Below are 13,930 nucleotides of genomic sequence, written 5' to 3' on the forward strand. Positions count from 1 at the left end.
ATGTCTCAGATCACCCGCATCCCGACCGCATCCAAAGTGAGCGCAGACGTCGCCGAGCTGTCGCCGGTCGTGCGCCTCACGAACGTGGCCAAGCATTTTCGCCGCGCAGACGGCACCGTCGCCAAAGCGATCGACGGCGTTTCCCTCGATGTCATGCCCGGCGAGTTCGTGGTGCTGCTGGGACCGAGCGGTTGCGGCAAGACCACGCTGTTGCGAACGATCGCGGGCCTCGAACGGGCCGATGAAGGAGAGATCGATGTGCACGGCCGCACGGTGTTCTCTGCCGCGCGCAACATCGAATTGCCACCCGAGAAACGCAACCTCAGCATGATCTTCCAGTCCTACGCGCTGTGGCCGCACCTCACGGTCTTCGACAACGTCGCGTACCCCTTGCGGAGCCGAGGGAAACGGCCTCGAGCGGAGATCGCGGAGAAAGTACGGCATGTGCTGGAGCTCGTCGGCGTGGGCGAACTGGGGAAGCAATACCCGGGCCAGATGAGCGGTGGACAGCAGCAGCGGGTCGCACTCGCGCGCGCCCTTGTCGATGGTGGTGACCTTGTACTTTTCGACGAGCCACTCTCGAATGTCGACGCCAAAGTGCGCGAAACTCTGCGCCGTGAACTGCTCGAAATGCAGCGCCGACTCGGCTTCTCTGCTGTCTACGTCACCCATGATCAGAGCGAGGCCATGGAGCTCGGCCACCGGATCGCTGTGATGGGTGGTGGCAAGGTGCGCCAATTGGGCCCGCCCTCTGAGATCTATTCCACCCCAATCAGCCGATACGTCGCGAACTTCATCGGCACCACGAACGAGATCGATGCGACGATCCGATCGGTCTCGGAAGGCCGCGCCTTACTCGACACCGCCGCCGGAGAAGCGCACGGTGTGCTCGCAGATAACTCCCTGGCACCGGGCGATCGCGTCGTGGCCTGCTTCCGCCCCGAGTACGCGGCGATCAATCACCAAGGCGACGACGGCAATGTCTGGGCGGCGCGCGTGGAACGTGTCCTGTTTATCGGCGCGACCACGGAGGCCGTGGTTCGCATCGGCGGCACCGAGGTGCGCACTCGCGTCGTGACGCTTGGAGAACCCGCCTTCGCCGAGGGCGATGACGTCAACTTGTTCGTTCCGACGTCACGCCTTCGGGTGCTGCGTCATGCTGAGGAAAGTGCCACATGAGCATCGCCACCACCGACACCCGTCGAGACGACCACGACTTCGAACCGGTCCGCCAAGGAGAAACCTTCACAAGTGCACACGCAGAGTTCGAACAGCTCCGAGAGCGGCGTGGCGGCATCGCCCGCAGCCAAGAGTATGACGGATTCTGGGCCGCGATCGGCTACGACGAGGTACTCTCCGTCATCACCGACATCGAACATTTCACCACCCGCAAGCAGAACGCGATCCCCAAATTCGCGTTCACCGGCGTACGTCCGCCGCTGCATCTCGACCCCCCAGAGCACACCGCGTACCGCCGCGTGATCAACCGGTTCTTCACGCCGCCTCGCATGCGCGACATGGAACCACACGTGCGCACCGCCGCTGTGGAACTACTGGATCCGCTGCTCGAGCAACGCTGGGTGGATGTCTGCAAGCAGTTCGCCCACAAGTTCCCCGCGCACGTATTTGCGCACTTCTTCAATCTCAGCACCGAGACGAGCGAGCTGATCAAGCAGGTGTCCGGCACCTATGTCGATGCCATCCAGGTACTCGACCATGACACGGTAAAGTCCCTCAGCGGCGAGCTGTACGCGATCGCACAGAGCATTATCGATGAGCGCCGGGCTGGCGGGCACGACCCGGAGGAGGATCTGACCGCGGGCCTGCTCGAAGCCACGCATGACGGCGCACCGCTCCCCGACGCCATGATCCTCGGCTGCGTGCGTCAGCTCATCGTGACCGGAATGGTGGCGCCGAGTGTGTTCATCGGGAACATGTTCGTGCACCTCAGTCGCGACCCGGATCTGCAGACGCTGCTGCGCAGCGAGCCCGAACTCATCCCCGCTGCGGTCGAGGAGATGCTGCGACTGTACTCGCCCTATCGCGGCATGGCGCGGACCGCGCGGACCGACGTGACTCTCGGCGGGCAACTCATCCGCGAGGACGACCCGATCGCTCTGGTTTACACCTCCGCGAATCGTGACGAACGCGTGTTCCCCGACGGGGAGCACTTCGTCCTGAACCGCGAGAACATCCAGCGCCATATCGCGTTCGGTCGCGGTACCCACAGCTGCCCCGGCGCACCGCTCGCCCGTATGATGATGCGGATCACCCTCGAGGAGGCTCTCGGTCGGTCGGCCAGCTGGGCGCTGACCGAGGAGCCGGAGATGGCGATCTGGGCGGAATGGGGCACCCGGTCAGTGCCGATGGACTTCGTGCGTGCCTAGCGGGGCGGCACAGCGCCGCCCCGCTAGATTCGGACTAACGTGGGGGTGTGGACTCTCTCCCACCCGGCCCTCGCCTCCCCCGCTCGACGACGAGCCGTGAACCGCAGTACCTGACGGTCACTCTCCTGGGCGACTATTGGTTCGGGCGCAACGAGGAGATCCCCTCGTCTGCGATCGTCGCGCTGCTGGCCGAGTTCGGCATCACCGAGAGCGGCGCACGTCAGGCGATCCGACGACTGCACAAACGTGGCCTTCTGGTGCAGTCGAAGTCCGGGCGGACAACGTCTTATGGCGTGCCGGAACGCATCACCGAGTCGACCAACACCCGCATCCGCCGCGTGCTGCGGTTTGGCCTCGATCTCACCGGCTGGGACGGCCAGTGGACGCTCGTCACCTTCTCGATTCCGGAAGCCGACCGTGACGTACGCCGTGTGCTGCGTACCCGGCTGCGCGATCTCGACTTCGGGCTACTGACCGACGGCACCTGGATCTCTCCGCATGACCGCGTCACTGCGGCGATCGAGATGCTCGAGGAATTGGGTGTGTCAGACGGCAGCGTGCTGCGGGCGACGATGCTTCCGCGACCTGGTCGCAGCTTCTCTGCGGTCGACGTGTTCGACCTGCGCGAGCTCGAGCAGCGCTATCGCGACTTCATCACCAGACACGAGCCGCAGATCGAGCAGGTGCTCGCCGGCAGCATCGCGCCACGCGACGCGCTCGTGATGCGCACCGAGGTGATGAGCGAATGGCTGCAGTTCCGACCCTTCGACCCCAACCTGCCTGTGGAGCTGCTGCCGGATGGCTGGCCGCGTTCACACGCGCGCGAGGTCGCATTCCGCATCTATGACGAGCTGGGCGATGCTGCAGAGGCACGTTTCCGCCAGGTGCTGGGCGCCATCGATCGGGATCTGGCGGCGCTCGCCTCGCATCACACGTCTCGCGACGCCTGAGCCCCACCCGGCCACCCGGGTGGGCACGAAGGCTCGCGCGTCAGGCCGCCACGACGCGCAACGGAACGCTCTGCGCACCGAGCTCGGGCATGCGGGTCGCCTCGATGGCGCCCGCGAGCTCGATCGACGTCGTGCGCGCAAGGATAGTCTCCAGCGCGATCCGCAGGCTAAGGCGTGCCAGGGACATTCCGACACAGCGGTGCCTCCCTCGGCCGAACCCGAGGTGGCGCGCGATGTTCGGTCGATCCAGGATGAACTCATCGGCATCGGGGAACATCCGCTCGTCCCGATTCGCGGAGGAGTACACCAGCGTCACCGGCACACCGGGCTCGATCGTGCGGCCGTGCAACTCGACCGGCTCTGACACCGTGCGCGCGAAACCGCGGTACGGCGTGTAGAGCCGAATGAACTCCTCAAGCGCGGCCGGGACAAGACTGAGGTCGGCACGCAGCCGCGACTGCAGCTCTGGGTCACGCGCGAGGTGCACGCAGATACCCCCCAGCAAGATGGGCGGCGCGACGAGCCCGACGACAAGTGACTGCCGCAGCGCTCCGACAACGAGCTCGTCGGACAGCGGCGCTCCTTCATACTCCTCAGAGAGCAGAGAGCTGGCCGGATCGCTCTCGATCGGGCGTGGATATTCACGGCGATCCGCAACCAGAGCGCGGGCCATCCCGTACATCTCCTCGCTGCGGGCGGTGACCGTCGCACCGTCCTGACGGCGCCAGGCATCGACCCATTCACTGGAGACGCTGGCGAGCCGCGCTACCTCGTCGTGTTCGAGATTCAGCCATTCCGCCGCGGTGTATGCCGGGTAGATGGTGCCGAAGGTACGACAGATATCGCCGGTGCCCGCATCCAGGAACGGCTGCAGTTCTCGCTCGGCATGCGCGCGCAGCAGCGGTTCAAGGCGCTCCAGTCCCGCATGATGCAGAGTGCGATCGAGCGCGCGCCGGAAGGGCGAATGCGCAGGCGCATCAAAATTCAGGGGTGGGCGACGGATGCCACGCGGATCACTCGGTACCACCGCGCGCACCGAGGAGATGAAGGTGTCGGCGTTGCGCGCCGCGGCCTCGACGTCTTCGAAGCGGGTGAGCGCCCAGAACCCCTCGTATCCGCGCGAGTAGGCAACCGGCGTCTCGTCACGCAGCTGACGGTAGAGGTCGTGCGGGCTGTCGAATGTCTCATCGGCGTGCGCATCGAAGTCTTCATTGAAGGGGCACTTCGCCCCTGCATCGTGTTGCATCTTCGCTCCACTCTCATCGTCAATATAACTATAAACATGTGCCTATCGCACGTTTTGCTGACGTCTAATACTACGAGATTGCCGACATTGATGCGCACCACAGCGCAGCGAAGCGGAATACGGAGATCCATAATTGGCGTCACAGATCTTGACGATCGGTCACATTCGATGAATACTATTGCTTGCCAAGTGCTGTCCGACGCATCAACGTGCGCGGAGAGCGTTCCGAAATCGATGGAGATGGGAACCACATGCACCGTTCACTTCGTATTACCGCGGCCGTGGTCGCTGCGGGCCTACTCGTCTCGCTGACGGCGTGCGCGCCGAGCGGCGAGACGACACCGCCCGCTGACGCTGAGAACACGACCGGCCAACCGGTCACCGGTGGAGACGCCACAATCATCCTCGGCGTGGAAGCCGTTCGAGGACTCGATCCTGCAATGCTGTTCAACCTGACACCCTCCGGTGATGCGAACCGGACGTCGGCGATCTACGATGTCCTGTTCTGGTCGGATGCCGCGACGGGTGAGGTCGAGGGGCAGATCGGCGAGTCGTTGGAACCTGACGACGAGGGCGCCGTCTGGACGATGGCGTTGAACGAGGGCGTGACGTTCACCGATGGCACGCCTCTGGATGCCGCCGCCGTCGTCTTCAACTACGAGCGCATTCAGGATCCGGCGACAGCGTCGCCGCTCGCGGGCCTGCTGGAGGGCGTGACCTTCACGGTGATCGACGAGACCACTCTCACCCTGGAACTCTCCGAACCCAACCTTCAGTTCGACAAGATCCTCGCCACGAGCTTGACTCACATCGCCTCGCCCGACGCGATCCAGAGCGACCCGGACTTCGCGAACAACCCGGTCGGTGCGGGACCATTCATGCTCGAGGACTGGGTGCGCGATGACCACATGACGCTGGTCCGCAATCCCGACTACTTCCAGGACGGACTCCCCTACCTCGACTCGATCACGTTCAAGCCGCTGCGCGACCCCACCCAACGCATCAACTCGGTGCAGACCGGTGCGGCACACGCCGCGATTCCCGGCTCCGAGCTTTCCTTCAAGCAGGCGGCTCTAGATGCCGGCCTCTCCGCCGCGTCAGCCCCCGCCGGCAGTGGCCCGATGCTCATGTTCAACACCGGAGTCGCACCTTTCGACGACGTGCGTGCCCGCAAGGCCATCCAGCTCGCTCTCGACCTCGACGACCTCACCCAGGTGGTCGATCCGGGCTCGACAGCGCCCGACAGTCTGTACGGCTCCGAGTCACCCTTCCACCCAGGCGAGAGCGTCTTCGTCGAACACGACGCGGACGCCGCGCAGGAACTCTTCGATGAACTGGCAGACGAGGGCACCCCCGTCTCGTTCGCGGTCACGATGCCACAGAGCGGGTTCTTCACCCGTGTCGCCGAGTACCTGCAGAGTCGGCTCTCGCAGTACGACAATGTGGCGGTCACCGTCGAGACCGTCGACAACGCAACGATCGATGAGCGCGTGTTCCGCAACCAGGACTACCAGCTGTCTGCACAGATCGTGCCGGTGACAGACCCTGAACCAAACCTGGCCAAGCTGCTGGCCACCGGCGGACAGACCAACTACATGGGTTACTCGAACGCCGCCCTCGACGCCGCACTCGAGGAAGGCCGCGGGAGCACGGATGTCACCGAGCGCAGTGCGGCCTACGCCACGGTCGAGCAGATCGCGGTCGACGAGGTGCCGGTACTTCCAATTCGCAACCAGGAGTCTTACACCGTGCATGCCGAATCATTCAACGGCCTCACGCTGCACGGCGACGGTTCACTGCTCTACGACCGGCTGTGGCTGACCGAGTGAAGACCAACGGCAGAGCAACGGTGAAGGGAAAATCTTCGTGACAGCCCCCACCGGGGAGCGGGTGCGCGCCGTGCGCATCCGCTCCCGCTCCGCTCTCGCTCGCATCGCGCACCTGGTCGCAGTGCTCCTGCTGGTCACGCTCGCCGCGACTGCGCTGACCGACCTGATGCCAGGATCACCCGGTGCGACGATCCTGGGTCCCGGTGCCACCGACGCGCAGATCGCAGAATTCGACCAGGCGCACGGCTACGACCAGTCGCTCCTGCCCCGTTACATCGGCTGGCTCGGGAACGCACTCACCGGCGACCTCGGCACCTCGATCCAGTCGAACCAGCCCGTGGCCGAGGTGCTGATGCAGCGTCTGCCCGTCACGCTCGAGCTGACCGTCCTCGCCCTACTGCTGTCTCTGCTGATCGCGGTCCCTGCCGCGGTATACGGCGCATCGCGGGCGAACGGCTGGTTCGACCGCGCGATGTCGGCGACCGCATCCGCGTTCCTCTCCATCCCGGTGTTCGTCGTCGGCGTCGTGCTGGTCTATGCGCTGGCCGTGGCGACGCGCTGGTTCCCGGTGGCCGGCTGGGCGCCCCTGTCCGACGGACTCGGTGAGAATCTGCGCTACGTCTTCGTGCCGGTGCTCGCGCTGGCGCTCGGGGAGTTCCCCGCCTTCTACCGCCTGCTGCGCGGCGACGTCATCTCCACACTTCGAGAGGACTTCGTCCGCACCGCGACCGTGCGCGGTCTGCCACGTCGATACATCCTGCTGCGACACGTACTGCGTCCGTCGTCGTTCTCGCTGATCACCGTCGCCGCAGTCGCGTTCGGCAGGCTCCTGGCCGGCTCGATCGTAGTCGAGAGCCTGTTCGCGCTACCGGGTCTCGGCAGCCTCGCCCTGCAGTCGATCCCGGCGAAGGATGTCCCGATGATTCAGGGGATCGTCGTGCTGGTCGCTGTCACCTATGTGCTGATCAACGCTCTCGTCGATCTCGCTTACACCTTCCTCGACCCCCGCACACGCCGATGACTGAGATGAACACCTCCACACACACTCCCGCGCAGTCGGCGCACCCGCCGACGACACGTGCCATCTTGACCGCCCGGACTCGACGCCCTCGGCACACAGGCCGCCTCGTCACGCTCTGGTTCGCCGTGGCCTGGATCGCGCTGCTGCTGGTACTCGCGCTCGTCGCTGACCTGCTCCCGCTCCCCGGGATCGACGAGCCTGTCGGCTCTCCGAGCCTGCCACCGTTCTCCGGCGAAGGCCCGCTGCTCGGCACCGATGCCATCGGTCGTGACGTCGCGTCTCGACTCATCTTCGGCATCCGTATCTCGCTCGCCGTCGGTGTAGGCGCCACCGCCATCGCATTGATTCTCGGCGTGACTCTCGGCCTCGTCGCCGCGAACGCTCGCGGCCCTGTCGAAGCCGTGATCAATGTCCTCACTGACACGGTGCTATCGTTCCCTCCACTGCTGCTGCTCATGGCACTGGCAACAGTGCTGACACCGGGCGTGCCGACTATGATGGTCGCACTCGGGTTCCTGTTCGCCCCGCCGTTCGCCCGGCTCACTCGGTCTGCGGCGATCGGACAGTTCGGCCGTGATTACGTCACCGCCGCGCGCACGCTCGGAGCAGGGCGCGCACGCGTGGTGTTTCGAGAGCTACTGCCGAACAGCATCCAGCCGGTGATCTCGTACGCCGTTGTCGTGATCGCGATCATCATCGTGATCGAGGGATCGCTGAGCTTCCTCGGCGTGGGCGTTCCGCCTCCGGCGCCGAGCTGGGGGTCGATGATCGCATCCGCCAAGGACAACCTGTCGCGCGCACCGTATCTGATCATCGCGCCATCGCTGATGATCTTCTTCTCTGTACTCAGCTTCAACATCGTCGGCGATCATCTTCGTCGCCGCATGAGCGGACGGGGATCAGCATGAATCCGGTGATCTCAGAATCAATGGATGCCACTCGCGCGAAGTCCGATGAGCCGCTGCTGCGTGTCGAACAGGCACGCTGCGCCATCCCCACGGATCGAGGCGACGTTATCGCTCTTGGCGGCGTGGATCTGGAGTTGCGCGCGGGTGAGGTGGTCGGTCTCGTCGGCGAATCGGGTTCGGGAAAGTCGACGCTCGCCAGCGTCATCATCGGCGCGCCAGCGTCTGGTGCGAAGGTGAGCGGCTCGGTGATCCTCAGCGGAGAGCATCTTGATCGGATGCCGGCGGAGAAGGCTCGCCGACTGCGCGGGCGTCGCATCGGGATGGTGTTCCAGGACCCGATGATGGCGCTCAACCCGGTTGTACCGATCGGACGCCAGATATCCGAGGCCGCCATCGCCAACCTCGGCATGTCGAAGACCGAAGCCCGCGCAAAGACCGTCGCGTTGCTGCAGCAGGTCGGCATTCCCGATCCGGAGCACCGCCTCCGGCACTACCCGCATCAGTTCTCGGGTGGCATGCGCCAGCGCATCACCATCGCGATGGCGCTGGTGTGCGATCCTGACCTGCTCATTGCAGATGAGGCGACGACGGCCCTCGATGTGACTGTGCAACGACAGATCCTCGACCTGCTCGCCCGCCTCGCGCGGGACCGGGGCCTGGCGATGCTCATGGTCAGTCACGACCTCTCCGTCATCGCCGGTCGCACCGATCGGATCGCCGTCATGTACGGCGGTCTCATCGTCGAGTCCGGCCCCACGAGCGAGGTCTTCGAGAATCCGCAGCATCCATACACTCGTGCGCTGCTACGCGCGATTCCTCGACTGGATGCCCCGCGGCAGTCTCGACTCCAGGCGATTCCGGGCAACCCGCCGGATCTGACGCGGCTCGGCACCGGGTGCCCGTTCACGGCACGCTGCGCGAACGCGCTCGCACACTGCGCAGACGTGATGCCGTCTGTCACCAGGCCGGCGTCGATGCGAACGCTTCGGTGCCACAACCCTGCCACGGAAGGAGAGTGACATGCCTCTGCTGGAAGTGAGCGGGCTCATCAAGCGATTCAAGGTGCCCGGCGGCACCGTTGAGGCGGTATCGGGAGTGGATTTCACGCTGGAGAGCGGCGAGACCCTGGCACTCGTGGGCGAATCAGGATGCGGAAAGTCGACCACGGGGTGCGCCCTGCTGGGCGTGCCCGGCCCGGACGAGGGAACCGTCACCCTCGGCGGGTCCATGCTCGCAGGTGAAGGACGCGCGGCCGGACATTCCGCGAAAGGACCGCGCCGTGACATCCAGATGATCTTCCAGGATGCACGCGCGTCTCTGAATCCGCGCCGTCGCGTGCGCGACCTCGTCGCCGAGGGCCTGCAGATCTCCGGTGTCGGGCGTCACGAAACGCACGAGAGGGTCGACGCGATGCTCCGGTCAGTCGGGATGGATCCGGATCGGATCGGGGACCGTCGCGCGTCAGAGTTCTCCGGCGGGCAGTGTCAGCGCATTGCGATCGCCCGCGCCATGGTGATGCGCCCCCAGGTGCTCGTCTGTGATGAACCGGTCGCCAGTCTGGATGTGTCGGTGCAGGCGCAGGTGGTGAATCTGCTCCAGGAGATGAAAGAGCAGTACGGTCTGGCGATGCTCTTCATCTCGCACGATCTGTCCGTCGTGCGAGGCATCAGCGACCGTGTCGCCGTGATGTACCTCGGACGCATCGTGGAGATCGGGGAAGTTGATCAGATCTATGATCGGCCCCGCCACCCGTATACCAGGGCACTGCTGGATTCGGTACCGGTCCCAGACCCGGCAGCTCCTGCACGCGGCGTGGCACTGGGTGGAGACCTGCCCTCGCCGATGGCGCCGCCGAGCGGATGCCGCTTTCGCACCCGTTGCCCGCTCGCCCAGGACATCTGTGCTCGGGAGACGCCGGCCCTGCAAAAGACACCTGAAGGCCAGCTCTCAGCGTGCCACTTCAGTGATCGCGTCGCCGCATGAGCGGCGCCACCGAGGAGCTGGCGGAATGGACGCGGTCGCTGCGTTTCGACGACGTGCCTCAGCACGTCATCGATCGGGTGCTCGCGCACACCCTCGACACGATCGGCGCGATGATCGTGGGTGCGGATCGGCCATGGACGCGGAGTGTCGCCGAGTACGCGTCGATCGAGTCGCCCACCGGTCGTTCACGTTCCGCTGCGCTGGATCGCACCCTGCGACCGGAGTGGGCGGCTCTCACCAATGCGACCGCTGCGCACGGCTTCGAGATCGACGACTACGCCTTGCCTGGACTTTCGCACCCCGGCAGCGTGGTTGTTCCCACCGGTTTCGCTGTCGGTGAGGATCGGGAGACCTCAGGCCGCATCCTTCTAACGGCCATGGCCGCCGGCTTCGAGACGATCGTGCGGTTCGGTGAGGCCTGCACCCCGTCGCTCACCAGTGACCGCGGCTTCCACGTGACCAGCGCTCTGGGCGTCTTCGGGGCCGCGGCGACCACGATCAGAATCGATGGACTGTCCGCCGCTCACGCCAGTGCGGCCCTCGGCATCGCCGCGGCGCACGCAAGCGGAACCACCGAGTTCACCCGCACCGGCGGAGACATCAAGCGGCTGCACGCCGGCATGGCCGCAAGCGCCGGCATCCGATCGGCAGCGATCGCCGCCCGCGGATTCACGGCTCCGACCGCGGCCGTCGAGGGCGAACGCGGGTTCCTCAACTCCTTCGTCGCGCATCCGAACCCCGAGCACCTCACGGCGGGCCTCGGCAGCCGGTGGGCTCTCGACGGCCTCGCCCTGAAACGATGGTGCGTGTGCGCCGGCATCCAGGCGCCGCTGGCCGGACTCGATCAGATTCTCTCCTCACACAGCATCCACCCAAATGGTGTGGTCTCCGTCGATGTCGGAGTCGACCGTGCGACGCTCGCACATGTCGGTCACATCGGCGGTTCACCTCGCGACATGACGGAGGCGCAGATGAGTCTGCATCATGCCGTGGGCATGCGCCTCATCAGCGGAGGCAACGACCCGGTTCACTACGCGCGATTCGAAGCGGGACTTGATGTGGCAGACGCCGCGGCGCGTGTCGCCCTGCATGTCGACGATGCCGCAGAGGCTGCGTTCCCCAACCGCCTGCTGTCGACGGTGACCCTGCGTACCGTTGACCGAGAGATCACCGTTCGGGCTGAAGCGCCCGGAACCCCGAGCACACCGATGGATCGTGTCGCACGCGAGGCAAAGTTCCACGCGCTGGTCGATCCGATCATCGGCGAAGCAGATGCCACGCGGCTCATCGTTGCGATCGACGCCCTGCCAGACGGCGGACCGGTCTCAGCAGTGATGCCCCACACGAGAAAGATGCACCCCCCGCTATGATCCGTTTCATTGCTGTCGGCGACGTCGGGCCCGAGCGCCTCGACGTCGACTCGCTGTTCGAGAACGTTGCCGACCACATCCGGGCCGCGGACGTCGCATTCATGCAACTCGAAATGACTCTGACCGAACGCGGCTCCCGCGTGCCGCAGACCAAGCACACCTCCCGCACGCATCCCGATGCCGCCGCCGCGTTCCGCCGCGCCGGCTTCACTCACGCATCCTGGGCGAGCAACCACTCCTTGGATTGGGGTGCGGAGGGCTTCCTCGATACGGTCGATGCCCTCGACAGGGCCGGCATCGTGCCGCTGGGCGCAGGTCGCAACATCGCCCAGGCACGCCAGGTGCGCATCGTCGAGACCAATGGGGTGCGAATCGCCCTGCTCGCGTACTGCAGCATCCTGCCCGAGGCGTATTGGGCCACCGTCGAGCGCCCGGGTGTCGCACCGCTGCGTGCATTCACGGTGCATGAGCCGATCGAGCCAGACCAGCCTGGCACCCCTCACCGGATGCACACTTTCCCGCATCCCGGCGATCTGGCTGCGATGGTCGACGATGTGGCTCGCGCGCGCGACCAGGCGGATGCCGTCATCGTGTCGATGCACTGGGGTATCCACTTCTCCTATTCAGAGCTCGCCGATTACCAGCGAATCGCAGGTCACGCAGCAATCGATGCCGGCGCCGACCTCGTCATCGGACATCACGCGCACATCCTCAAAGGCATCGAGATGTACCGCGGCAAGGCCATCTTCCATAGCCTCGGCAACTTCGCGATCGAGCTGCCTATGGACGAGGAGCATGCATCGCGGCCCTCTTTCCGGCATCTTCTGTCTCTGCATCCGGGATGGGAGCCCGACATCGGTGGGATGTTCAATTTCCCGCCGGATTCACGCAAGTCAATCATCGTTGACTGCGATGTTGATGCCGCAGGGGTGTCGCGCGTTCGCTTCCGCCCGGTGTGGATCGACCGCATGGCCGTGCCGACGTTGCTCGCCCCATCGGATCCGCGGTTCGCAGAGGTTGTCGACTACCTGCGCGGAGCATCGGATGCCGCCGGGCTCACGACCTCGTTCGTCGTCGAGGGCGATCAGGTGTTCGTCGTTCCCGCCTGAGACGAAGGGAGGGGGCTCGGGCGCTGATGCACCCGGGCCCCTCCCTTCACTCTTCCTCAGAGCCCGAAGGCATCCAGGATGGTCTGCTCGTTGGCGAGCGCCTCGTCACGATCGATACGCACGTACTCGGCCGGCATCTCGTCGTAGTTGTACGCCGAGACGTTCCCCGGTGCCGCGTTCAAAATCGCCTGCCCTTCTTCGGAGAGCACGAAGTGCGCAAACAGGCGAGCGGCGTTCGGGCTTGCAGCATCCGTGGAGATCGCCATGACGATCTCGGGCCCGGTCGTCACATCGGGGACCACGTATTCCACCGGTGCGCCCTGCGCAGCGGCTCCTGCCACGACCTGGCCGACGTTGGGGCCTGTAACGGCCCCCTCACCTGCGCCGAGCGCCTCGGTCATCGGGACAACCGAGTTGTACAGTCGCACCTGGTTCTGCGCGATGGCCTCAACTGTCTCGATGCCATAGGCATCTTCAATCATCGTCCAGAACTGGATGTATGCCTGCGACGAGGTGGGATCGCTGAGCAGCACCTTGCCCTTGTATTGCGGGTCGGCGAGATCGTCAAAGGATTCGGGCACTGGCAGATCTCCGAGCGCGTCGACGTTCCACGACAGCGCGCTCGGAGCGAACTGCACGACAGCCGTCTTACCGCCGTCGATCTTGCCCTCCTCGGGGAACTCATCGAAGCCCGGTATGCCCGCCTCGTCGAGACCGGTCAGCCATCCCTCGTCGATGCCGTCATCGATGAACGCGTCATAGCTCGGGATCACGATGTCCGCCGCCGGAGCGCCCGCCTCGACCTCGGAACTGTAGCGGGCCGAGAGTTCGCCGCCCGTGAGGCGGACAAAGGATGCCTCGACGTCGTACTCGTCGAAGAACGCGTCGGCAAGCGCTTGCGCCGTCGACTCCGGCGGTGTGAGGTACACCACAAGCTCCCCTTCTGCCTGGGCTGCCTCGATCAGTGCATCGAGATCTCCGTCGGAGATGACTTCGGTGGGCTCGTCGCCGCTAGCGTCGCCTGAGCAACCGGTGAGCGCGAGCGCCCCGGCCATGGCAAGCGCGAGCAGGGAAAGTGATCGCCTCATGTGAATGACTCCATTGTCGTAAGTAAAGGGAAGTTACAC

General features: G+C 65.3%; 12 protein-coding genes. 10 read left to right on the forward strand and 2 right to left on the reverse strand.

What is annotated here, in order from left to right:
• The 3 genes from ACSU04_RS13375 to ACSU04_RS13385 are packed head-to-tail and all read left to right on the forward strand — an operon-like array spanning position 1 to position 3,337.
• Positions 1-1,179 carry an ABC transporter ATP-binding protein gene (locus ACSU04_RS13375; protein ID WP_439289905.1) on the forward strand — a complete coding sequence of 393 codons (1,179 nt, stop codon included), beginning with the start codon at positions 1-3 and terminating at the stop codon, positions 1,177-1,179.
• Positions 1,176-2,387: a cytochrome P450 gene (locus ACSU04_RS13380; RefSeq protein ID WP_439289906.1), complete on the forward strand. Its 1,212-nt coding sequence runs from the start codon at positions 1,176-1,178 to the stop codon at positions 2,385-2,387. The genes ACSU04_RS13375 and ACSU04_RS13380 overlap by 4 nt, the downstream gene beginning before the upstream one ends.
• A gap of 47 nt (positions 2,388-2,434) precedes the next feature.
• Positions 2,435-3,337, forward strand: coding sequence for a PaaX family transcriptional regulator (locus tag ACSU04_RS13385; protein ID WP_439289907.1), 903 nt, complete (start codon positions 2,435-2,437; stop codon positions 3,335-3,337).
• A 40-nt stretch (positions 3,338-3,377) separates the two neighbouring features.
• Here the strand turns inward: ACSU04_RS13385 and ACSU04_RS13390 are convergent, their stop codons facing one another.
• Positions 3,378-4,583: a cytochrome P450 gene (locus ACSU04_RS13390; protein WP_439289908.1), complete on the reverse strand. Its 1,206-nt coding sequence runs from the start codon at positions 4,581-4,583 to the stop codon at positions 3,378-3,380.
• A gap of 251 nt (positions 4,584-4,834) precedes the next feature.
• Here ACSU04_RS13390 and ACSU04_RS13395 point away from each other — a divergent pair, with 251 nt between their 5' ends.
• Genes ACSU04_RS13395 through ACSU04_RS13425 form a run of 7 tightly spaced genes read left to right on the forward strand, consistent with a single transcriptional unit; the run spans position 4,835 to position 12,803 of the window.
• Positions 4,835-6,412: an ABC transporter substrate-binding protein gene (locus ACSU04_RS13395; RefSeq protein WP_439289909.1), complete on the forward strand. Its 1,578-nt coding sequence runs from the start codon at positions 4,835-4,837 to the stop codon at positions 6,410-6,412.
• A gap of 37 nt (positions 6,413-6,449) precedes the next feature.
• Complete coding sequence (locus ACSU04_RS13400) at positions 6,450-7,433, forward strand: ABC transporter permease (protein ID WP_439289910.1); 984 nt, start codon at positions 6,450-6,452, stop codon at positions 7,431-7,433.
• Positions 7,434-7,438: 5 nt separating this feature from the next.
• Complete coding sequence (locus ACSU04_RS13405) at positions 7,439-8,341, forward strand: ABC transporter permease (RefSeq protein WP_439289911.1); 903 nt, start codon at positions 7,439-7,441, stop codon at positions 8,339-8,341.
• Between the two features lie 5 nt (positions 8,342-8,346).
• Positions 8,347-9,360, forward strand: coding sequence for an ABC transporter ATP-binding protein (locus ACSU04_RS13410; protein WP_439289912.1), 1,014 nt, complete (start codon positions 8,347-8,349; stop codon positions 9,358-9,360).
• Position 9,361: 1 nt separating this feature from the next.
• The gene (locus ACSU04_RS13415; RefSeq protein WP_439289913.1) at positions 9,362-10,324 is read left to right on the forward strand and encodes an ABC transporter ATP-binding protein; all 963 of its coding nucleotides are present in this window, start codon (positions 9,362-9,364) and stop codon (positions 10,322-10,324) included.
• Positions 10,321-11,694, forward strand: coding sequence for an MmgE/PrpD family protein (locus ACSU04_RS13420; protein ID WP_439289914.1), 1,374 nt, complete (start codon positions 10,321-10,323; stop codon positions 11,692-11,694). The genes ACSU04_RS13415 and ACSU04_RS13420 overlap by 4 nt, the downstream gene beginning before the upstream one ends.
• Entirely contained in the window at positions 11,691-12,803 is a 1,113-nt protein-coding gene (locus ACSU04_RS13425; protein ID WP_439289915.1) for a CapA family protein, read from the forward strand. Before ACSU04_RS13420 ends, ACSU04_RS13425 begins: the two co-directional genes overlap by 4 nt.
• 56 nt (positions 12,804-12,859) lie before the next feature.
• Here ACSU04_RS13425 and ACSU04_RS13430 read toward each other — a convergent pair whose 3' ends face one another.
• A complete protein-coding gene (locus ACSU04_RS13430; protein ID WP_439289916.1) occupies positions 12,860-13,891 on the reverse strand; it encodes an ABC transporter substrate-binding protein in 1,032 nt (343 codons plus the stop codon).
• Positions 13,892-13,930: the final 39 nt, after the last annotated feature.

The sequence above is a fragment of the Microbacterium sp. A84 genome (assembly GCF_051842815.1).
In the GTDB taxonomy this organism is placed as follows: domain Bacteria; phylum Actinomycetota; class Actinomycetes; order Actinomycetales; family Microbacteriaceae; genus Microbacterium.